This is a genomic window from Fructilactobacillus sp. X2R6C1, from assembly GCF_059901295.1.
The window spans coordinates 308,939-332,031 of record NZ_JBWXUZ010000002.1; the positions used below are offsets into that span (position 1 = coordinate 308,939).

General features: G+C 37.4%; 22 protein-coding genes and 1 pseudogene. 3 read left to right on the forward strand and 20 right to left on the reverse strand.

Annotated features, from left to right (window positions below):
• Positions 1-5 precede the first annotated feature (5 nt).
• The 5 genes from AC6UDF_RS03620 to AC6UDF_RS03640 form a co-directional block, all read right to left on the reverse strand.
• The gene (locus AC6UDF_RS03620) at positions 6-1,178 is read right to left on the reverse strand and encodes an FtsW/RodA/SpoVE family cell cycle protein (protein ID WP_500706381.1); all 1,173 of its coding nucleotides are present in this window, start codon (positions 1,176-1,178) and stop codon (positions 6-8) included.
• Positions 1,179-1,291: 113 nt separating this feature from the next.
• Positions 1,292-3,127 carry a translational GTPase TypA gene (gene typA, locus AC6UDF_RS03625; protein ID WP_500693905.1) on the reverse strand — a complete coding sequence of 612 codons (1,836 nt, stop codon included), beginning with the start codon at positions 3,125-3,127 and terminating at the stop codon, positions 1,292-1,294.
• A 99-nt stretch (positions 3,128-3,226) separates the two neighbouring features.
• Positions 3,227-4,021, reverse strand: coding sequence for an inositol monophosphatase family protein (locus AC6UDF_RS03630; protein ID WP_500706379.1), 795 nt, complete (start codon positions 4,019-4,021; stop codon positions 3,227-3,229).
• Complete coding sequence (locus AC6UDF_RS03635; protein ID WP_500693906.1) at positions 4,018-4,314, reverse strand: UPF0223 family protein; 297 nt, start codon at positions 4,312-4,314, stop codon at positions 4,018-4,020. Before AC6UDF_RS03635 ends, AC6UDF_RS03630 begins: the two co-directional genes overlap by 4 nt.
• Positions 4,298-5,230 carry a Rossmann-fold NAD(P)-binding domain-containing protein gene (locus AC6UDF_RS03640; RefSeq protein ID WP_500706377.1) on the reverse strand — a complete coding sequence of 311 codons (933 nt, stop codon included), beginning with the start codon at positions 5,228-5,230 and terminating at the stop codon, positions 4,298-4,300. The genes AC6UDF_RS03635 and AC6UDF_RS03640 overlap by 17 nt, the downstream gene beginning before the upstream one ends.
• Before the next feature lie 187 nt (positions 5,231-5,417).
• Between AC6UDF_RS03640 and def the strand changes: the two genes are divergently transcribed.
• A complete protein-coding gene (gene def / locus AC6UDF_RS03645; RefSeq protein WP_500693908.1) occupies positions 5,418-5,978 on the forward strand; it encodes a peptide deformylase in 561 nt (186 codons plus the stop codon).
• A 25-nt stretch (positions 5,979-6,003) separates the two neighbouring features.
• On the opposite strand, the gene AC6UDF_RS03650 is transcribed toward def, so the two are convergent.
• Complete coding sequence (locus AC6UDF_RS03650; protein WP_500693909.1) at positions 6,004-6,498, reverse strand: hypothetical protein; 495 nt, start codon at positions 6,496-6,498, stop codon at positions 6,004-6,006.
• A 184-nt stretch (positions 6,499-6,682) separates the two neighbouring features.
• Here AC6UDF_RS03650 and AC6UDF_RS03655 point away from each other — a divergent pair, with 184 nt between their 5' ends.
• Both AC6UDF_RS03655 and rnjA read left to right on the forward strand, forming a co-directional pair.
• Positions 6,683-6,898 (forward strand): DNA-directed RNA polymerase subunit epsilon, encoded by a 216-nt coding sequence (locus tag AC6UDF_RS03655; RefSeq protein ID WP_500693910.1) that lies wholly within the window; start codon positions 6,683-6,685, stop codon positions 6,896-6,898.
• A gap of 2 nt (positions 6,899-6,900) precedes the next feature.
• Positions 6,901-8,580 (forward strand): ribonuclease J1, encoded by a 1,680-nt coding sequence (gene rnjA, locus AC6UDF_RS03660; RefSeq protein ID WP_500693911.1) that lies wholly within the window; start codon positions 6,901-6,903, stop codon positions 8,578-8,580.
• Positions 8,581-8,688: 108 nt separating this feature from the next.
• Here the strand turns inward: rnjA and AC6UDF_RS03665 are convergent, their stop codons facing one another.
• The 14 genes and pseudogenes from AC6UDF_RS03665 to AC6UDF_RS03730 form a co-directional block, all read right to left on the reverse strand.
• Positions 8,689-9,684 (reverse strand): aldo/keto reductase, encoded by a 996-nt coding sequence (locus tag AC6UDF_RS03665; RefSeq protein WP_500693912.1) that lies wholly within the window; start codon positions 9,682-9,684, stop codon positions 8,689-8,691.
• Positions 9,685-9,705: 21 nt separating this feature from the next.
• Entirely contained in the window at positions 9,706-10,665 is a 960-nt protein-coding gene (locus AC6UDF_RS03670) for a ribose-phosphate diphosphokinase (RefSeq protein ID WP_500706376.1), read from the reverse strand.
• Positions 10,666-10,719: 54 nt separating this feature from the next.
• Positions 10,720-13,176, reverse strand: a complete 2,457-nt coding sequence (recD2, locus tag AC6UDF_RS03675) for an SF1B family DNA helicase RecD2 (protein ID WP_500706375.1) — start codon at positions 13,174-13,176, stop codon at positions 10,720-10,722.
• A gap of 10 nt (positions 13,177-13,186) precedes the next feature.
• Positions 13,187-13,918 (reverse strand): tetratricopeptide repeat protein, encoded by a 732-nt coding sequence (locus AC6UDF_RS03680; RefSeq protein WP_500706374.1) that lies wholly within the window; start codon positions 13,916-13,918, stop codon positions 13,187-13,189.
• A gap of 13 nt (positions 13,919-13,931) precedes the next feature.
• Positions 13,932-14,588: pseudogene (locus tag AC6UDF_RS03685) on the reverse strand (histidine phosphatase family protein).
• Positions 14,589-14,687: 99 nt separating this feature from the next.
• Positions 14,688-15,812 (reverse strand): tRNA 2-thiouridine(34) synthase MnmA, encoded by a 1,125-nt coding sequence (mnmA, locus tag AC6UDF_RS03690; protein WP_500693917.1) that lies wholly within the window; start codon positions 15,810-15,812, stop codon positions 14,688-14,690.
• Positions 15,813-15,920: 108 nt separating this feature from the next.
• Entirely contained in the window at positions 15,921-16,265 is a 345-nt protein-coding gene (locus AC6UDF_RS03695) for a DUF1831 domain-containing protein (RefSeq protein WP_500711114.1), read from the reverse strand.
• Positions 16,265-17,425 carry a cysteine desulfurase family protein gene (locus AC6UDF_RS03700; RefSeq protein ID WP_500701165.1) on the reverse strand — a complete coding sequence of 387 codons (1,161 nt, stop codon included), beginning with the start codon at positions 17,423-17,425 and terminating at the stop codon, positions 16,265-16,267. Before AC6UDF_RS03700 ends, AC6UDF_RS03695 begins: the two co-directional genes overlap by 1 nt.
• Before the next feature lie 13 nt (positions 17,426-17,438).
• Positions 17,439-18,140 (reverse strand): 5'-methylthioadenosine/adenosylhomocysteine nucleosidase, encoded by a 702-nt coding sequence (locus tag AC6UDF_RS03705; RefSeq protein WP_500701166.1) that lies wholly within the window; start codon positions 18,138-18,140, stop codon positions 17,439-17,441.
• Positions 18,141-18,159: 19 nt separating this feature from the next.
• Positions 18,160-18,528: a hypothetical protein gene (locus AC6UDF_RS03710; protein ID WP_500699385.1), complete on the reverse strand. Its 369-nt coding sequence runs from the start codon at positions 18,526-18,528 to the stop codon at positions 18,160-18,162.
• Positions 18,529-18,539: 11 nt separating this feature from the next.
• On the reverse strand, positions 18,540-19,085 hold the full coding sequence (locus AC6UDF_RS03715) for an NUDIX domain-containing protein (protein ID WP_500711116.1): 546 nt from the start codon (positions 19,083-19,085) through the stop codon (positions 18,540-18,542).
• A 54-nt stretch (positions 19,086-19,139) separates the two neighbouring features.
• Positions 19,140-19,343: a cold-shock protein gene (locus AC6UDF_RS03720; protein ID WP_500693923.1), complete on the reverse strand. Its 204-nt coding sequence runs from the start codon at positions 19,341-19,343 to the stop codon at positions 19,140-19,142.
• 50 nt (positions 19,344-19,393) lie between these two features.
• Entirely contained in the window at positions 19,394-22,195 is a 2,802-nt protein-coding gene (gene ileS, locus AC6UDF_RS03725; protein ID WP_500723832.1) for an isoleucine--tRNA ligase, read from the reverse strand.
• Positions 22,196-22,404: 209 nt separating this feature from the next.
• Entirely contained in the window at positions 22,405-23,085 is a 681-nt protein-coding gene (locus tag AC6UDF_RS03730; protein WP_500693925.1) for a DivIVA domain-containing protein, read from the reverse strand.
• Positions 23,086-23,093: the final 8 nt, after the last annotated feature.

Sequence of the window (23,093 nt, forward strand, 5' to 3'; positions counted from 1 at the left end):
TCACCTTACTTCACTTTTTTATTACTACGTTCTCTTTTTTCCACTCTACTAATATAAAGGACTAGTCCAAGACAAATGGAAAGTGCCATTATACTTGAACCCCCGTAACTGATAAATGGAAGTGCAACTCCAGTTAAAGGAATCATACCGACCGCACCACCAGCATTAAATAAGGTCTGAATAAAAATGTAAGCTGCAGTTCCATAACAAATCGTACTATAAAAGGTATCGTTAGTTCGACTACCAACTGCGATGATTCTTAAAACAAGATACAACAAGAGTCCCAAAACAACTAAAATACCAACGATCCCGAGTTCCTCACCAATAACTGCAATTATAAAATCAGTATTTGGCTCTGACAAGTAACCCATCTTTTGAATACCGTTACCAATCCCGACACCAAACCAACCACCGTTACTAATTGCATAATAAGAATTCACCAATTGATGCCCGGTAGTCTGAATGTACTTAAAGGGGTCGGAAAAACTAATTAATCGTTGAAACTGGTAACTATGAAGATGATCTAAAATTCCATCAAAGGGTTTAATCCAAATCCTAAAACCTAAAATAAAGATGCCAATTACAACAATCCAAATTCTTGAAGCCTTAAAGTTACTTCCGGCTGCCAGAATCATCATTAAAATAATGAATAAGTTAATTGCAAAACCACCGGTATCAGGTTGGAAGAAAATTAAAACGAGCATGATAATTGGAAGTAGGCTTGGCTTAGCAACAGTTCTAAACTCTTTAAATAACCCAACGTTCTTAAAGAATGGTCTTTCGTGTGCTAAAACATTTGCGTAATACAAGATGAATAACGGCTTACAAAATTCAGCCGGTTGAATACTAACTGGTCCAATTCTGATCCATCCGGCTGCCCCATTCGTACTAGTACCAAAAAACTTCAAAAACACTAAAACAACGGCCATAAAAACCATTGCTAACACATAGAACTTTAAGTTACCCTCAAGCAATTTACTTCTTAGCCTTGAAAAAAACAACAGAACAATAAAACCAACAAACACAAATATCGATTGCAGAATCAGATAACGAAACGCCATATTAGTATGAGCGCTTAGCCCTTCACTAGATGAAAAGACCATGACAATTCCAATCAAACTCAGTAATAGGTACGGTACCATAATGTACCAGTCTAGCTGTTTTAAGTATTTAATCATATTAATCTCCAACTGAATATGTAAAATCCATGAATTAATACCTCTCATTATACTAGTATCACCAAATAAAAAAAGACTATTTAGCAATGGTTAAATAGTCTTAATTATTTTAATTAATTGTGACGACGCTTCTTAGCTGCCTTTTCACGTTCATTAGTATTTAAAATTCTCTTTCTCAATCTGATATGATCCGGAGTAACCTCACAAAGTTCATCCTCATTTAAGAATTCAAGTGATTCTTCAAGGGTCATATGAACTGGTTCCTTAACCTTCGCAATATCTTCGGATCCAGCCGCACGAACGTTGGTCTGATTACGACCACGGGTAATATTAACCGAAATGTCATTATCTCGTGCGTTTTCACCAACAATCATACCTTCATAAACATCGGTACCAGGATCAGTGAAAATCTTACCACGGTCTTGGACAGCCATGATGGCATAAGTAGTCACTTTACCGGAATTAATTGAAACCAAGGTCCCATTACGACGACCAGGATTCCAATTTTTGATAGCTGGAAGGTATTGACTGAATGAATGGTTCATAATTCCGTATCCACGAGTCAATGACAAGAATTGGGTGCTGTATCCAATTAACCCACGTGATGGAACTAAGAAAGTCATTCGAACCTGACCATTTCCAACGTTTTCCATGTTTTTCATCTCACCCTTACGTTGTGACAAGGTATCAATGATTGAACCAGAATATTCTTCTGGGGTATCAATTTGAACGGATTCAAATGGCTCACACTTAACTCCGTCAACATCCTTATAAATAACTTCAGGACGAGAAACTTGAAGTTCATAACCCTCACGACGCAAGGTTTCAATCAAGATTGAAAGATGAAGTTCCCCACGTCCAGAAACAACCCAAGCACCTGGATCATCAGTGTCTTCAACTCGAAGAGAAACATCCGTATGAAGTTCCTTCTTCAGACGATCGCCAAGTTGACGAGCAGTCAGATACTTCCCGTCTTGACCTACAAATGGTGAAGTGTTGGTTCCAAAAGTCATCCGAAGGGTTGGTTCGTCAATTCTCAAAACAGGAAGTGGTTCCTGCTTATCAGGGCTAACAACGGTTTCACCAACGTTAATGTCTTCCATTCCAGAGACAGCAATTAAATCTCCGGCCTTAGCCTCATTGATTTCAACTTTTTGAAGACCAATGAATCCCATCAATTTAGTAACACGAAACTTCTGAGTGCTCCCATCAAGTTTCATGAGAACAACATTATCCCCAACCTTGATCTTACCTCTGAAGACACGACCAATACCAATTCGACCAACGAAATCGTTATAATCAAGCATTGCAACTTGGAATTGTAATGGATCGTCTGAATTATCGATTGGTGAAGGGATGTTTTTGATAATGGTATCAAAAACCGGCTTCATAGTGTGTTCCTGCTTTGAAACGTCAGGATCATAACTTGAAGTTCCGTTCATAGCAGAGGCATAAACCACTGGGAATTCCAGTTGTTCTTCATCAGCACCTAATTCAATGAATAAATCAAGAACTTCATCAACAACTGCTTCAGGTCTTGCACCAGGCTTATCAACTTTGTTGATTACAACGATTGGAGTCAAATGTTGTTCCAAAGCCTTCTTTAAAACAAAACGGGTCTGTGGCATTGTTCCTTCGGCTGCATCAACAACTAAAAGGACACCATCAACCATTCGCATGATACGCTCAACTTCTCCACCAAAGTCGGCATGTCCTGGAGTATCCAAAATGTTAATTTGTTTGTCGCCATATTTAACGGCAGTATTTTTTGACAGAATGGTAATTCCACGCTCACGTTCAATCGCGTTAGAATCTAACGCACGATCTTGAATCTCAGTGTGATCATTCAATGTGTCAGATTGCTTTAATAATTCATTAACCAAGGTCGTCTTACCATGATCGACATGGGCAATGATGGCAATGTTTCTAATATCGTCTCTTGTTTTCAAAAATGTTTCCTCCTCAAAAAAGCAATTCAAAAATTTGCAATTTGATAAGTTAATAACCCAACTTCGATAAAAAAGCTGTGAGTCCATCACAGCTTTTGATTAACGCTTCGTCGAAATTTTCAGAATATCTTTTTGCGCCTTTTTTGTCGCTAACAAAACTGTGTTTGATGATAGCATATTTATGGGCTTGCCGTCAATAGTAGAAACGGTCATCCCAAGCGTTTCAGCAAGAACACGACCAGCAGCAATATCCCAAGGCCTTAAATGCGAAATATAACCGATTGTCTCCCCGCAAAGAGCAGCAACGATTTCGATCCCAGCACTACCATAAATTCGATAACCAGAACTAGCCTCTGCAATTTCTTGCATATGATAAACATCCCTAATAACAAGCGGACCACTCATTCCAATCAACCCATCTTCAAGAGAACCGTTAACTGGAGGATTCATTGTCTCAGAATTAACATAGATACCAATATCAGGGCCACCATGATACAACTTGTTATTTATAACATCATAAATGAACCCGAGGGTTGGTACGCCATCGACATAATAGGCAATCATCATTGCGAAGTGATTACGTTGCTTTACAAAATTCATCGTTCCATCGATTGGATCTACAATCCAAACCCGTCCGTTTAAATTGTCAATTTTGTCACCTAAGCCCTCTTCACCGAGAACTTTACTGTCAGGTTTAAGTGCTTTTAGCTGTTTTACAAAAAACTTTTCGTTGTCTTTATCAATGTTTGTAACTAAATCTTTCCTTCCAGTTTTTTCATCTACGTCTAAATGACCATTTAATCTTTCCATGACAAACGCCCGTGCGGTTTTTAAGACTTGGCAAACATCTTGATCAATTTTATTTAAATCATCTACTGTTGTGATGGAAATCATTCCTTTCGCTTAATGGTCTTTAAATCCGAGTTTTCTTTTGCTAATTTAACAACATGATACACATCTAAACCAGACTGCTTTTCAAAATCTCTTTGTAAATTATTTTGTTCGACTCTTGCCGGATTAATCTCACAGAAGCGTCGATAACTATCCATTAGCTTCTTTCGATTAACTCCCTTATTATTATAAGCCATTTCAATATTTTCAAAGAAATGACAAACATCAATTAATTCTTTTCGACTCCAATCATCAACAATGGGATAAGAATAACTATCATTAGTTTTTCGAGGCATTTTTTCCTCCATTAATCACGGCTGCAATAATATTATTGGCCCATTCAACGTCTGAGTTTAACTTTTTTTGTTCGTCCTCTGAAAGCTGAAGTCGAATCGATTGAGCTGCTCCATTTCGATTAATTAGTTTGGGGCTAACATCCAGCTTTAGCTCATCTTTTTCTTTATCAACATTTACAACTGAACAAATTAACGACTGGCCTTCATACATCGAAAAAAGTAGTCGGACAATAGCTTTACTTTGAATCATTTCATTAATAACAACCCCCTGATCATCAATCACTTCCTGAACTTGAGTAATGATGTCACTACTATAGTTGTTACTATCATCAGCCAGGTATGAAAGCAAGGTTGCAGGACCAATGTAAACCCTACTCCACGCGACTAAATTATTAGTATTTAATCCTAAGACATTGACATTAATATCATCAGCACTAACGTCAAAATTCCTCTGGAGCTCATTCTTCAGTAGCATTTCTTGGGGAAGAGTTCCAACGCCAATGATATTTTGATTATCAAGTCCAGAAAAACTTGCTGCAAAATACGTAAAAACTTCATCATGTGGGGCATCAATAACTATTTTACCGCGAAATCCATTTGAGACACAGTCATTGATTAAATTCCTTAGTTTATCAATTTCCGGTCTCAAGTCTTCTGCAATTTGAGTAGCATCCGTCAACTTGGGATTATAGAAATCAATGTTTGGCAAATACAATAATGCATCGAAATTATTTAATTCTGGCTTACTTGCAATCTGGATTGACAAGTTATGACACATCTTACTAGAAAAGACGGTTGATCGAACTTGTTCACTATCGTCTACTTGGATGGTAACGGGAAAGTCTAAAACAATTAAAGCGTTCAAAAGTGATAAGATCCTGGTTATGCTTCCTTTAATTAATATTTTTGGTTGCATTCCAATTCCTCCATTCTTTGTTTTTAAAGAATTTATTAATTTTTTGCTTGTTAATAAAATACCATTTCAAATTTCTTTTTGCACATAAGAGTAAATTAAAATACTGAAATACCATGAAATTAACTGGTTTTGCGATTTATGATAAAATAACTGGTAGAAGTTGACATGAATTAGGAGGTAAAACGTTATGTACTTAATGAAAGACATAACTCGAGAGGGAAATCCTGTGTTACGGGAACAAAGTCAACCCGTTAAATTTCCACTTAGCGATGAAGATCGTAAATTAGGCGAAAAAATGATGAATTACTTGGAAGTTAGTCAGGATCCTGAACAATGTAAAAAGTACCATTTGCGAGCAGGAGTTGGTTTGGCAGCTCCACAAGTTGGACAATCCAAATCAATGGCTGCTGTTTTAACCCCACCAGAAGGCGAAGACCAAAAATCGCCCTTCAAGGCAATTATGATAAATCCAGTTATTATCTCAAACTCCGTTCAACGTGGTGCATTAACTGAAGGTGAAGGATGCTTATCGGTCGATCGTGATGTCCCTGGTTTTGTTCCGAGGGCAGACCGTGTTACGATTAAATATCAAGATTTGAGCGGTAAAGTTCATCAAGTCAGGTTAAAACACTACCCAGCCATCATTGCTCAACATGAAATTGATCATCTTCACGGAACTCTGTTTTACGATCATATCGACAAAGATGATCCATTTTCCAAAACCGAAGATGAAGTATTTTTTGATTAATATTGTTTTTTTGTGGGAGACGTTACTACGTCTCCCTTTCTTTTTCATTTAACTTATCCAAATCACTTAAATATTCATGAGTTGCAGGATTAATAACATTGGCTACATCAAAAACCATTACGCTTTTGTTCAACCAACAGTCAGTCACAATCAACGTTTTTTTATGATTGGAATCAATAAAACCATCTGAAATGGCATATTCAGATAGTTTTTGATTAAAAAGGTCCCGTAAGAGATCCGCATCATCATAGCCCTCTTTTACAACGCAACGATATTCAAAAACCATCACTCCCCTACCCCAGAAATCAGACAGTACTTGTGACCCAACGTAACTTTGCACAATTTCACGTTTGTCTTCAACCTCAAAGTATTTGACCACTTTATAGATTTCGCCATCAACGCTATGCTTCATTTTTAACTGATACCTTTTGGTCGGTAAAGTGACAAAAAAATAGTGCAAACAGTTATAAATTAAAAAAGCAACGACAATTGCAACGACCAATTCTAAAAATATTTTCACTGTTCTTCTCCCATTATTGATTATTAGGTAAATTTATAGATCAATTCTAACATGAAACATGTTTGTCGATTCACATGATTCTATACTTATTTACCATAATATGCTAAAATATGATTAATTGTTGCGTTCCTGCAACCTAATGTACGAAAAATAACATTAAATCAACAAAAAAGGAGTAATTATATTGATTTACAAGGTTTTATATCAAGATGAAAATAATTCTAACCCTAAACGTGAAGCAACTAAAACGATTTACTTAGAAGCTAAAACCGTTGCTGACGTTAGAACTAAACTTGAACAACACACAAAGTACAACATTGAATTCATTGAACCGCTCGAAGGGAAGCACCTTGAATTTGAAAAAAATGATCCCGGTTTTAAAATTACGGAGTTTAACTAGTTATGAAGAAATTAAACATCAAAAATAACGAAACTGCTATTTATGGTGTTGGTGGACTCGGAGAAATTGGTAAGAATACTTATGGTGTACAATTCCAGGATGAAATCATCTTAATTGATGCTGGAATCAAGTTCCCAGAAGATGATCAATTGGGAATTGACTATGTCATCCCAGATTATCAGTACTTAATTGATAATAAGGACAAAATTAAGGCACTTGTAATCACCCATGGTCATGAAGATCATATCGGTGGTGTGCCCTTTCTTTTAAAGGTTCTCAACGTTCCAATTTACGCTGGCCCGCTAGCATTAGCATTAATCAAAAACAAATTGGAAGAGCACGGCTTGTTAAAACAGGCTGAACTTCACGAGATTAATGATAAGTCAGTTTTGAAATTCAAAAAGACGAGTGTTTCTTTTTTTAGAACCACTCATTCGATACCAGATACAATGGGAGTCGCTGTTCATACGCCTGACGGTGTCATTGTGGAAACGGGAGATTATAAGTTCGATCTCACGCCTGTCACTAATCAGCCGCCTGATTTACAAGCCATGGCCAAACTGGGTGAGGAAGGTGTACTCTGTTTGATGGCTGACAGTACCAATGCCGAAAAGCCGGTTTGGACTAAGTCAGAAAAATGGGTTGGAAAATCCGTTCGTCATATTTTTGACGAAGTCAAGGGCCGTATTATTTTTGCTACCTTTGCTTCCAACCTCTCAAGAATTAAAACGGCTATTGATACGGCACTAGCTCATGATCGTAAAATTGCTGTATTTGGTAGAAGTATGGAAGCAGCCATTGTCAATGGTAGAAAACTTGGTTATCTAGACGTTCCCGACAGTGCTTTCGTCGATGCTCAAGAGTTAAAGCACTTACCGGCAGATAAGGTTATGATCCTGTGTACCGGCTCTCAAGGTGAACCAATGGCTGCTTTGGCTCGAATTGCTAACGGAACTCACCGACAAATTTCGATTCAACCAGGTGATACGGTTGTCTTTTCAAGTAACCCAATTCCAGGTAACACATTAAGTGTCAACCGGGTCATTAATGAGCTTGAAGAAGACGGCGCTAAAGTCATCCACGGTAAGATTAATAACATTCATACTTCTGGACACGGTGGCCAAGAAGAAGAAAAACTAATGCTTCGTTTAATGAAGCCAAAGTTCTTTGTTCCGATCCATGGTGAATACCGAATGTTAAAGATCCACACTAAACTTGCGCAAGAATGTGGGGTCCCTGCCGACCATTGTTTTATCCTAAAAAATGGCGAAGTACTTGCTTTAACAAAAGATAGTGCTCGTGTTGCTGGATACTTCAATGCTGGTGATGTTTATATTGATGGTAATGGCGTTGGAAATATTGGAGACAAAGTCCTAAGAGATCGTCAACTTCTTTCAGAAGAAGGTTTAGTAGTGGTGGTTGCTACCATCAACTTAAAGAACCAGGAAATCCAATCTGGTCCTGACCTTCTCTCACGTGGATTCGTTTATATGCGCGAATCAGGTGAATTACTTGATGAAGGACGAAAGTTAGTCTTTAGAACCATCCGTCGTGCCATGAAGAATAAAAATGCAGACGAAAAATCAATTAGTAAAGCAATTGTCAATGATTTATCAAACTTCTTATATGAAAAAACACAAAGAAGTCCCCTAATCTTGCCAATGCTAATCATGAACAATTAACAATAAGGGCTGAATCCAATTGTTTGGATTCAGCCCTTATTTTAGTCTCATATATTATTATTAGTCTTAATAACAAAAAGGTACGCTTAGTAAGCATACCTTTTTTAATTATTTATACTTAACGATTTTGTCAATTTCATCTAATTCATCTTGAGTAAAGTCAAGATTATCTAATGCTTTCAGGTTATCATCTAAATGATCGACTTTTGACGCACCAGTGACCACACTGGCAATCGTTGGATCGTGTAATAGCCATGCTAATGACATTTGGGCAAGTGTCTGGTCACGATTCTGTGCAATATCGTTTAATTTATTTAGTTTATTAACAGCACTTTCATCACCATTAGCCAAAATAAACTTGTTAGTCTTATGCAATTTAATGTTACTTGGAATCCCCTTTAGATACTTACTAGTCAAAAGGCCCTCTGCCAAAGGACCGTAAGCAATAAAGCCATCATGATTATCTGCTAAGGTCTTAAGGGTCCCATCATCTTCCGGCTCTCGATTAAGCATATTATATGAACTCTGGTTAACTACAAACGGAGTCTTCAGTTCCTTAAATAATTTAATCATTTCAGCAGTCTGATGGCCATCATAATTAGAAATTCCAATGTAAAGTGCTTTACCTGCACGAACTAATCCATCAAGGGCTTCAGCAGTCTCTTCTAATCGAGTATTAGGATCAAATCGATGGGTATAATAAATATCCACATAATCAAGTCCCATTCTTTGAAGACTTTGATCTAGCGCAGTAACGAGGGTCTTCTTTGAAGAATAGTTACCATAAACACCTGGCCACATATGAAATCCAGCTTTAGTGGTGATAATTAATTCATCACGGTAAGGCTTTAAATCGCGTCGATAAACTTGGCCAAACATTCTTTCAGCAGCACCTGAACCGGGCCCATAGTTATTAGCTAAATCAAAGCTAAAGATTCCCTTGTTGAAAGCATGGAGCATTACCTTTTCACTATCTTTAAAATTAGCATCGTCACCGAAGCTGTGCCACATTCCAAATGATAATGCGGGTAACTGCAGTCCCGTTGTTCCTGCACGTCTTACTTTCATATTATCGTAACGATCATCTTTTGCTCTAAATACCATTAGAATCCCTCCAAATTTATATTACTTAAACAATTTACTTGTTGATTGTTCGTTCTCAATTAATTTTAAGGCATCACCAATCAGCTTGCCAACTGAAACGATCACCATTTTATCAATTCTCTTATTCTGTGGAACGACAATTGAATCGGAAACGATCACCTGTTTAATGGCTGGATCGGAAAGGTTTTGTCTCGCTTCTTCAGTAAGAACAGGATGAGTAGCAACTACATAAACCGCTTTTGCTCCCGCATTCATAATCGCTTGAGCAGTGATTTTCATCTTCTCACCCGTCACAATCATATCATCAACAACAATTGCCTTTTTACCCTTTACATCACCAATAATCGTACTAGGAACCTGACTTAGATCCTCAGGATTTCGATTATCAACAATTGCAATCGGAAGGTTCAAGTAGCCAGCCATTCCTCGTGCCTTGGCGACACTATTATAATCGGGTGAAACCACAACGGCGTCATTACTAATATCATGTTCTTTTAGGTAATTACCCATTAACTCAAGTGACCGTAAGTGATCAACTGGGATATCAAAAAATCCCTGAATTTGTGCCGCATGCAAATCAAGAGTAATCACTCGATCTACCGCACTAGATTCAAGAAAGGTAGCAATTAATTTTGCAGTAATTGGTTCTCTGGAACGCGCCTTTCGGTCAGATCTTGAATATCCATAGTACGGGATTACCACGTTAATAGCATGGGGACTAGTTCTTCGAACCGCATCAATCATAATCATCAGTTCCATCAAATTATCATTAACAGGATCAGAAAGCGATTGAACGATGTACACATCATCTCCACGAATACTTTCATCAATTGAAATTTGAATTTCACCATCACTAAAATGATTAATGGTTGCTTTACCAAGGTCCATTCCACTATATTCAGAAATCTTTTCTGCTAACGGATGATTCGAATTCAACGCAAATATCTTTGCCGACTTTTTTTCTTTTTTTGTTTTCACCATCAAGTTTCCCCTCATAACCAACTAATTACTACCTACATTATAATCGAATTTAATTCATTTATCATTATTAAAATTTTGAGGGGTAATTCCCTGCATCCCAATCATGGGATCAATTGTATTTTCAATAATCTGATCCTCCGATAAAATAAAATCTGAGGGAGTTTTCTTTTTAAAAGTCGGTCTACCCTTTTTTGAATTTCCAATTACCTTTGGAGTAAACTCTTCGTCAATCACGTATTGTAACCGTTGCTTCAAAGTCGTTTTCCGATTAACCGATTCATTTTCAATACATTCTTCAAATGAATTTGGATCTCCAATCATAATCAACATTTTCGAAGCTCTAGTAACTGCAGTATACAATAAATTCCTTTTAAGCATCCTCTTATACTGAGGAACAATCGGTAAGATAACCATTTCGAACTCACTACCCTGAGCTTTATGAATCGAGGTACAGTAGGCAAGTGTTAACTGATTCCAGTCATTTCGAGTATAGGTAACCTCATTTTGATCAAACGCAATGACCAGTTTATCTAGATAATGCTTATTATCGCTATTAACTTCAATTCCAACGACTTTACCAATATCACCGTTAAAAATGTTATTCTCAGGGACATTTACAAGTTGAAGAACCTTATCGCCAATTCGATAAGTGGTTCCCCTAAAGTCAACTTCTTTCTGAGAGTCAGCCGTTTTAGGATTCATAATGTTTTGAATCTCAACGTTTAAACGATCAATCCCTGCAGTTCCACGATACATTGGAGCCAGTACTTGTACATCCGTAGAACTAAATCCTTTCGTTTTGGCCTTATTAACAATCTGCTTAATTACCGAATCAACTTGTTGGGTATTACAATTAATAAAGCTACGATCCCTTTGGTTTTTTAAAAGTGTTTTGGGCATCTCACCATTCTTGATATCATGGGCTAATTCTACAATGGTTGATCCGTCATTTTGACGATGAATTTGGTTTAATTCCACGCTAGGAATTGTGTGAGAACGGAGTAAATCATAAAAAACCTGACCGGGACCAACCGACGGTAACTGATCTTTATCACCAACAAAGATCACCTTCATACCGTTTGGAACCGCCTGGCATAAAATTTTAAATAAGTCTGTATCCACCATCGACATTTCATCAACGATTAACAAACCACCCTCCAAATCATTGGCAGCTTCTTCATCGCCATGACCAGTAAGACCTAGCAAGCGATGAATGGTACTGGCAGGAATTTTAGTTGACTCACTCATTTTCTTGGCAGCTCGCCCAGTAGGAGCTGCTAATAATACTGGATATGCTTGTTCTTTATAGTCATTAATATCTAAAGATAAATCATTAGCTTTGGCAAACGTTCTAACAATTCCGTTGATAATAGTCGTTTTCCCAGTTCCAGGACCACCAGTAAGCAAAAATGCAGGGTTTATCATTGCTTCATTAATGGCTTTTTTCTGAGAGTCGTCATACTCAATTCCGACCTCACTCTCAACTTTGCCAATTATCTTAGAAAAATCATTAGGTTGATCCTCCGCCTTTTTGCCACCCTGCTCAATTCGCTTGATGTTTTCAGCAATGCGTATCTCGTCATCGTATAGATTTTTTAAATAAATTTTATCTTCATCAACGACAATTTTTTGGTCTTTAGCTAAATCATACAATTCTTCACCTAACTTCTTATCGTCAATACTCTGCGTTCGATCGGTTTCAAGAATTCGAGTGCTTTCTTGCATCAATTCTCTAGTGTCAGAATACGTATTACCACTTTTAATGGATAAAGAGTCAAGAGCTGTCAGTAATCCGGCACGCAACCGTCCTTTATCGTTGTAATCTACTCCAACCTTATTCGCAATTCGATCAGCACGCTTAAAGCTAATTCCAGAAATATCTTCAACGAGTTGGTAAGGATTATTCTTAATGACTTCTAAAGCCTGCTCTTTATACTTTTTAAAGATGGCAGAAGCTAAGCTACTGCCGAAGCCATAACTATTCAGCCCAACGATGGTTTGTTCAACCCCATTATTTTCGTGAATTACTTTTGTAATTACATCCTTTTGCTTCTTGGTTAATCCAACTGAATTTAAAACCGCCGGGTTTTCTAAAACCTTCTCAATTAAATTCGTTCCCAATTTGTTAACAACTTTTTCGGCAGTCTTCGGCCCGATACCAGTAAATTCATCACCTGATAAATAATTAACCAAACCCTTTTTGGAAGTTTGACCAACCCGCTCGTAGTTTTCAGCTTGAAATTGCTTTCCATACTTGGGATGGTCAACCAACTTACCAATAAAACGATAGGTGATATCATCACTAATATCCGCAAAGTTACCAGTGATAACAATTTCATCTTCATGCCAATCTACATTGGTTTCATTAACCTTTACCAGCAAAACTTTGTAGAAACTATCTGAACTTTCAAAAAAAGTTGTCTGAACTTGTCCCTTCACAAATGGTTGCTCGTTTTGAGATGAATTATTCAATTTTTCGTTCGTTTGAAATAAATCCATGGATTCAGACAATTATTTTCTCCTATTTTTTGGAATCATTTGGTTTCGAGTCATCAGGGTGCTCATTTTTTTGTTTATTTAATTTAACGACTTTTTCAATGTCTTTTATCTGACTTTGTTTGGCATCAAAATTTTTCTTATCGTACTTTTCGGCTTTCTTGAAATAATCATCAAATGGTTCACCAATCACCATCGCAATTAATCCCCGATCGAAATTAGCTTTCCCATCATTTGGATTACTTTTTAGAACTCGATCGTAAAAATCGGCTGCTTGATCGAAATCACCAAGTGCCATTAGGCACTCCCCCATCATTCGATTAATTTCAGAATCTTGCTTTGCTAATTCTTGAGCCGTTAATAAAAACACTAAAGCTCTCTTATAGTCCTTTTTCCCCATATAACTTTGAGCCAACATCACGTAAGCGTCTTTTTTTAACTCAGGATCATTCACCTGCTGAAATTGTTGAATGGCTTTTTCATATTCACCAGCAGAATAATATACGTTACCTAAACCATATAACAGCGTGCTTTTTGCTTTTTTATTTGAATCGCCAAATAAACCCAAAGCCTTCATTAATAACTCTTCAGCCTGGGTATAACTTTTAAGCTCAACTAAAAACACACTTAAATCATAGTAAGTTCGGTAGTCCTTGGGGTGATCATCAATATCTTTTACTAACTTATGAAGTGTTTCCCCCGCTTGCTTTTGACGGGGATCTTCCGTTGGTTTATTTTCTCGTCCATTATCTGTCATAGCCTTACTCCTATTACACTAAATCTGATTTTTCAATTTCCCTATCTAAATAACTGGTGTCATTCCAATCCACCAATCGATACGTTTTGCCATGATTACTAGTTTCAATAACGGTAGTACTTGTATTAGCCAATCCACCACGTTTCCGTAAATCTCTCAGAGGGATTCCTAATAATGAATTAATCAAAGCATTTAGAGCTGCTCCATGACTAACAATTAAAATATTATCGTTACTATTGTAATTTTGCGTAATTTCACCAATTTTACTTTGCATTCGTTTAATTAATGCAGGGAAATCCTCCCCACCAATTGCTTCAGGACGATATTGATCTGGATGGTTACGAAAGGCATCAAATTCTTCTGGGAATTTCTTTTGCACATCAGTAAATTTCATTCCTTCCATCTTACCGAGATGAAACTCTTCCAAGCGACTGTCCAGTGAAATGGAGACTGGAGATTTTAACCATTTTTGAATATGGAAAGCGGTAATTCATGCTCTTTTGATAGGGCTTGCATAAATATGTGCAAATTGAACACCCGAAAGAAATTTACCCGCTTGATCCATTTCATGGTAACTTTCGTCAAGAAGCGGTGAATCACCTCCGGCACCTTGATACCTACTTTCAAGATTCCATTCGGTCTTCCCATGTCTCACAAAATAAAGTCTCATTTAAATCCCTCACACACATTGATATAGCTTTATTATGCCAGTTTAGAATTAAATTATCAAAAAAGTCCGACTCAAAACGAGTCGAACTTTGTTTAAATATTATACATATTGTAGTTCATGATCATTTTTAAACGCGGCATCAATCGTAGCGGTTCCTAAACATTCTTGACCGTCATAAAAAACCACTGCCTGTCCGGGAGTAATTGACCGAACTGGTTCATCAAAAGTTACCTTAACATGATTATTATCGTCATCAATATGAACGGTAACCCCAGTATCCTTTTGACGATACCTAAACTTAGCCGTGCAGTGAAAATCATTTCCTCGCGTATTGGAATCAATCCAAGAAAGACCAGAAGCAGTTAAATAATCAGCATATAAATGTTCATTGTCATAACCCTTTCCAACGTACAGAATATTCTTAGAAAGATCCTTACCAACAACAAACCAAGGTCGATTATCATAACCATCTCCACCAATACCGAGACCTTTCCTCTGACCAATTGTATAATACATCAGCCCATTATGATGACCCTTAACTTCACCATCAAAGGTCATCATTTTACCTGGTTTAGCAGGAAGGTATTTGCTAAGAAAATTATTAAAGTTGTTTGGACCAATGAAACAAACTCCCATTGAATCCTTTTTGTCGGCTACCCAAAGGTTAGCTTCTTTAGCAATTTTTCTAACCTCAGGTTTAGTCATTCCACCAACTGGAAACATTACTCGATCCAATTGATCCGCTGAAAGTTGACTTAAAAAGTAAGTTTGATCTTTATTAAGATCTGTGGAACGTAATAAGTGGTTGTGTCCTTCTTTATCACGTTTCAACTGAGCATAATGCCCCATTGCAATATAATCGGCACCAAGATCCATTGCATACTCGAGAAAAGCTTTGTACTTAATCTCAGTATTACAAATTACATCAGGATTAGGAGTACGTCCGCGTTTGTATTCCGCTAAGAAATACTTGAAGACTCGGTCCCAATACTCATGTTCAAAGTTAACAGAATAATATGGGATGCCGATTTCGTTAGCAACATGAGCAACGTCCTTGTAGTCTTCAGTAGCGGTACAAACACCATCAGCATCGGTGTCATCCCAGTTCTTCATGAAGACTCCAACAACATCGTATCCCTGTTGTTTTAAGAGGTAGGCGGCAACTGAAGAGTCAACACCACCACTCATACCAACAACAACACGTGTTTTACTGTTATCTTGCATAACATCACCATCATTCTTTAGATTCTGAAAATCTACGATTTGAAGGTCGCAATTCCAGTATTTACTATCATACTCTACTAACTAACATTCCTGCAACTTTTCACTCTTCTACACTTTTTGGAATACTTTTCTTAAAATCATATTCTGCATAATGAAATTAAACTGATCACGTTCTTCTTGATGATTATCATTAGAAAAGATATCCACATCACTCATTTCATTACCATCAACGACTGCCATCTTAAATTCACTCATATCAGAATTAATTGTAATCTTAAGCTTGATCGCCCTTTTATTGAATGGAGACTCTGGGTCAATGGATTTCTTATAGGAAAAATTACCACTTTTAGTGGTGTTAAAACCAAGGTCAAGTAAAGTGTATTGTTTGATTTCTGGGTTTAACTCATATTTGTCAGTTCCACCCTTTAACTGGACTACCTTTGAAAATGCCATTACTTCTTGTTTCCCTTCTTCAAGCGATGAACAATCGCCGTAATCTCAGTAACTAATTTTTGAATGTCTTCATCAGTGGTATATGCCCCAAAACTAACTCGAATGGATTCTGAAAGTCTAGGACTATCTTTTCCAAACATTGCAGTTAAAACATGAGAAGGTTCTAAACTACCAGCGGTACATGCTGATCCACCCGACACGGCAATCCCCGCTAAATCTAAATTAGTCTGCATAACATAGGTAGAAATTCCTTTGATCCAAATGTTTAAGACATGTGGCAGGGTATTATCACTCATCGATCCGTTTACGTCGATGTCAATCCCGTTATTAGTTAATCCATCAACCACTTCGCGCTTAAATCGCCTAAAATCTTCTCTTCGTTGCTTTTTCTTTTCACTAGGAAGGTTTCTAACAGCCGTAGCAAATCCTGATATTTGGGGAATATTTTCGGTTCCAGCACGTCGTTTGTCTTCCTGATCGCCACCCATAATATAACTGGTAAAATTAATTCCATTTCGTCGATACAAAAAACCAATCATTTTTGGACCATTTAACTTATGAGCCGATGTAGATAGTAAATCAATATGATCCCTTTTGACATCAATATCAAGTAGACCATAGGCTTGCACAGCATCCGTATGAAACCAAGCCTGATGATCTTTAAGTAGTTCCCCAATTTCGTGAATCGGATTCTTACTACCCACTTCATTATTTCCCATCATGATTGAAACCAAAATCGTGTCATCATCAAGCGCATTCTTCAGATCAGTTAAAGAAATATTACCTTGCTTGTCAACCGGCAAATAAGTAACTCTAAATCCATGATCTTCTAAATATTTCATTGGTTTTAAAATTGCTTCGTGTTCAATCGAAGTTGTAATAATGTGATTACCAAGACTCTTTCGAGCCTCAGCTGTTCTAATTACTGCCGTGTTATCACTTTCGGTTCCACCACTTGTAAATACGATTTCGTTATCGTCCGCATTAATACTTTTAGCAATCACATGTCGACTATCTTCCAAAATTTCTTTGGATTGTCTCCCAAGCTGATATAGAGTTGAAGCATTTCCAAAATTGTTTTTAAACTTATCATACATATCATCCAGCACTTCGCTGGAGACTGGTGTGGTTGCGGCGTTATCTAAATAGATCTCACCCAATTAAATCATCCCTCTAAGCTTCTTTAGTATTCTTAAATAAATTTAATAGCATCTGTGCCGAACGTTTCCCGGCGTCAACAACAAACTCGTCAAAACTCTGATTAGCGTTTTCATCACCAACATCTGACATCGCTCTAATAACGACGTACGGAATATTAAACTGGTGGGCAACTTGTCCTACTGCGGCGCCTTCCATCTCAGCCGATAAGGCATCTGGAAAATTTTTCAGAATTTCATTGATCATTTTTTGTCCAGCAATGAATTGATCTCCGGTAACAATCAAACCCTTTTTAGGGTTAATTCCGGTATCTTTTGAAGCATCGGTAATTTTATTAATCCAAGTGTTAGAAGCGTCAAATCGAGCTGGCTGACCGGGTAATTGACCGTATTCATATCCTGCAGCAGTAGCATCAACGTCATGATAAGCAGTTTGAGTAGAGATTACTAAGTCCCCAACGCTCAGTCCTTCCCCAATGCCAGCTGCTGATCCAGAATGAATGATTACATCAACATCAAAATTCTCAAGTAAAAGGGCCGCTGTAATTCCTGCTTCAACTTTGCCAATCCCGGATTTTACTAAGACAACTTTTTGACCATCGATGGTCCCTTCATAAAACTTGATGCCATTAATATCTTTTTCTCTCTCATTTTTTAATGCTGATTTTAAAGATTTAATTTCTTCATCCATTGCACAAATAATTCCAAATGTTTTCATTTTCCCAAATTCTCCTAAATTATCCAACGAATCTCATAATTGCTAGCACGAGCACAATTAATAACAATAATAATAATATAACGACATTCAATCTTCTTCCGAGTCGTTTACGTTTGTACTCAGAAGCATCTTGTCTTTCTCTTTCATATGAGTTCGGTTGATCGGTATAATAATTCCCCGAAGATTCATCGGATTGACCCTTATTAGCACGATGAAACAATCGGTCAAACCAGCTTCGCTTTTTCAAACGGGCATGCCGAGTCTCTTGATTTTCTGATTCATTATCATAACGAGTACGGGGATCTCTTCTCCCGCTATCACCATACATGCGCTGATACTCAGATCTAGTCATTTCAGACCGATCTTTTTCCCTATCATTAACTACCATATATTGACCGCCTATTTCTGCATCAATTCCCAGTATTGGATTGCCATAATTGTCTTAGCATCAATGATTTTGCCACTTTTCATCATTTGTTTGGCTTCATCTAGCGTATACTCATTAATTTCTAAAAATTCACCAGGATCTCTAGGTAACTTTGTCTTCACTGGGGTTAATCCCTCCACTAAGTACAAATACATATACTCATCAGAAATTCCAACTGATGGATAAAATGAATAAAGCTCTTTAATTTCCTTAGCGTTATATCGAACTTCTTCATTTAATTCCCTTTTAACGGCATGAATCGGTGAATCATTGTCGCGATCATCCAATTTACCTGCAGGGATTTCAATCATCACTTGTTTTGCTGGGGCGCGCCATTGTTTCTCTAAAATCATTTTATTGTCTGAGGTGATTGCAAGCATTGCTACTGATTTACAGTGGTGAATAATCTCTCTAGAGGCCAGGTGTCCATTTGGAAGCTTAACTTGCTGTTCTTCTACTTGAGCAATTGGTCCATTATAAACCGGTTTACTACTAATTACTTTTTCTTCAAAATCCATAATAATCACCTTCCAAAAATAGTTTAACCATAATATAACCCCAATGCAATTGCTTTAATCTTGATGTAAAACCACCTTAGCAGCCTGAAAGCCGTGTTGTCCCATGGCTTTCACAAAATCAACTTGATCACCGGGCTTAATTTGCTTTGGATTTCCAGAAATAATCCCAGTAATATGCATGAAAATGTCATCAGAATTAGGAACCTCAATGTACCCAAATCCCTTATCCCTTTCGTAACTTTTAATCGTACCTTTCATTTCGTTTTACCCCTTTGTTAATAAAAAATCGGGATCAAATCCCGATTCCATTACTTTTCTTCAAATCCGTCTGTTGCTGTTTCTGGAAACTCTTCTTTAACAATCTTAGCACAACGACCACAGAACTCTGGGTAATCTGGGTCAGAACCAACATCCTGCTTAATGAGACGACAACGAACACAGGTCTCACCTTTGGCATGCTCTACTTTAATTGCTAAGTTATCATCAAATCGATCCGCATCCGAGTCAACTTCATCAATTGATTTAACCTCTAATTGAGAAACCATCAAGATTTGAGCAATATCCACGCCTAAATCGTTAAAAAGCTTCTTAGTTGCATCATCAACATACAAAGTCAATTTAGCTTCAGACGGCTTACCAATGACTTTACCATCTCGAGCCAGTTCCATGGCTTTCAACACGTTCTTTCTCAACTTCATAAATTGATCCCACTGATGACTAATTTCATCTTCATTGTCAAAGTGCTTAACTTCTGGCATTTCAGCCAACTGAACAAATTCTTCTGGTTCATTTAAGAAATTCCAAATTTCCTCGGTCGTGTGGGGGATGATTGGAGTCATTAATTTCGTTAAAGCAACTAGGACCTCGTATAAAACCGTTTGCATTGAACGGCGTCTGTGACCATTCTTAGGATCAATGTACAAAATATCTTTTGCAAAATCCAAGTAGAAAGCCGACAAATCACTAGTAATAAATGACAGTAACTCCTTGTTAATACTCATGAAATCGTACTTGTTGTAGTCATCTTTAACGTTTTTAATTAATTGATTCAAGCGAAGCATCATGTACTGATCAGCATGGTTCATGTCTTCATACTTAACCGAATCTGATTCTGAATCAAAATCACTTGTATTAGCTAACATATACCGAATTGTATTTCTGATCTTTTTATAACTATCAGAAACGACCTTAAAATTACCCATTGATACCCGCACGTCAGCTGAAGTATCAACAGTGGTAACCCACAAACGAACAATGTCAGCTCCCATTTGCTTGATAACATCACTTGGGGCGATCGTATTTCCAAGTGATTTACTCATTTTGTGACCTTTTTTATCCAGGGTAAATCCTTGTGATAAAACATGTTTGTAAGGTGCAATGTCGGCATAGGCAACACTTGTAATCAGACTAGAGTTAAACCAACCACGGTATTGATCGGATCCTTCAACAACGAGATCAGATGGATACGTCAATTCAGGGCGTTCAGCCAAAACGCCCTGATGAGAAGTACCAGAATCGAACCAAACATCCATAATGTCATTTTCTTTGGTAAACTTACCATTTGGTGAATGCTCACTAGTAAATCCGTCTGGTAAAAGATCATTGGCTTCCCTTTCAAACCAAATATCGGAGCCATATTTACCAAACAAACTAGCAACGTGTTCAATCGTCTCATCAGTAATGATTGGTTCTCTATCTTCACCATAGAAAATTGGTAGTGGAACTCCCCAAACTCGCTGTCTAGAAATGACCCAGTCACTACGATCACGAATCATGTTATAGAGTCGCTTTTGGCCCCAATCAGGGTTAAATCCAACCGTATCGACGGCATCCAAGATTTCTTTTCTAATCTTATCAACTGAGGCAAACCACTGTGGGGTAGCACGATAAATGACCGGCTTTTTGGTTCGCCAGTCAAAGGGATAACTATGTTTATAAGGCATGTAATGAATTAACTGTCCCTGTTTTTTTAACTTATCCAAAGCAATTTGGTTAGCATCCTCATAAAAGACACCTTCAAAATCAGGACCAGCTTCTTTAGTGAGGTATCCTTTAGCATCTACAGGAGCAAATACATCTAAACCGTATTCCATCCCAATGTTATAGTCGTCCTCACCAAATCCAGGAGCAGTGTGAACTAACCCAGTTCCGGAGTCATTAGTAACAAAATCGCCGTTCATTACAACCAGTTGACGGTCTTTATCAAACGGATGTTGGGCTTTAATGTTGTTTAAATCCTTTCCTTTGACCGTCTTTAAGGTTTTGATGTCTTCCCATCCGAACATTTCTGCGTCTTTATCAAGTAAATCGGTTCCGATAACATATTTTTTCGGGTCATCATCGTGTTGAATAATCGAATAGTTAAAGTCGGGTTCAACGGTAATTCCCTCAGAACCAGGAATCGTCCAGGGCGTCGTAGTCCAGACAACCATATAAGTATCATCATCTAAAATTCCATTTCCATCAATCACTTTTTCAGCAAAAAATGCCGACGGAGAAGTCACATCATGATACTCAACTTCTGCTTCCGCTAGTGCGGATTCCGATGACCAAGACCAAATTACCGGCTTAAGTCCTTTATAAATCAAGCCTCGATCAGCCATTTTACCAAAAACACGTACTTCAGCCGCTTCATATTCGGGCATTAAAGTAAGGTATGGATTATCCCAGTCCGCTGAAACACCTAAACGTTTGAATTCATCACGCTGTTGGTCAACTTGTTTTAAGGCATAATCGTGACAAAGTTTACGAAAATCATTCGTAGACATCTCTTTGCGATTATAGCCCTTCTTTTTAAGTTGCTGTTCAATTGGTAGTCCATGAGTATCCCATCCCGGAACATAAGGAGCACGGTATCCATTCATGGATTTAAATCGAACAATAATGTCTTTGGTGATTTTATTCATGGCGTGTCCCATATGGATATCACCATTAGCATACGGAGGTCCATCGTGTAATACAAACGATGGTTTGCCTTCATTCAGTTTTTGCCGTTGTTGATAAAGTTGATTATCTTCCCATACTTTTTCCCGTTCAACCTCTTTAACGGGAAGATTTCCTCTCATTTTAAACTTAGTTTTACCCAAGTTTAGCGTATCCTTAATTCTCATAGTATCCTCCTCAAAATAAAAAGACCTCGCCCTAATAGGGACGAAGTCTTCGTGGTACCACCCAAATTCAAAATTAACAACCGTTAATTTTCTCATTGCATCATAGACTATTAACGAAGTGATCTTTTGCTAATAATTACTTTTTTAGGCTCACACCAACCCTAATTCGCTGAAAAGACCATTAGCAACTTTCTATCTTCAATCTATCATTATTTATGTAGCTTATCATTGGGATAAATTTCAACTGTCGGATCCGTGTATGGTCCTGAAACCGACTCTACAACAAATTGATCACCCTTTGAAGAATCATTACTAGATGAGTTTACACTGCCAATAGCCTGCTTGTCAAGATTCTTCACAGCATCTTGAATCTCATCATAATTGCTAAAATTACTTGAATCGAGTAATTTATTCCAATCTTCACTCTGGGCAAAGTCTAACTGACTTTTAAGCATTCCAATCATCTTTTGACGGAAATCCTTCACACTATTTCTAAAATCATCAGTCGCAATCGAAAGACTTTGAGCCTGTTTCGAAGTGTTACCCATGATTTCATTTGATTGAGCAGTAGCTTCAGTTAAAATAGAATCGGCTTGCTCTTGAGCCTTTTGTTTGATTTCATTTGCATCACTTTCTGCGTCCTTTTTAACCTTATCAGCTGCTTCTTGGGCAACTAAAATCGATTGGTTCAAAGAATTTTTTAAATCATCATAGTAAGTGAGGTCTTTTTTGGTTTTCTTTAATGATCTTTTAAGCTCCTCATTCTCATCTTGCAGAATTTGGTAATCTTTAGTGAGTTGATCTAAAAAGTCATTGACTTCATCAATGCTGTATCCCCTCATTTTTAGTGAAAACTTTTTATCATGAATATCTTGAGCCGTTAGCGTCATAATATCCC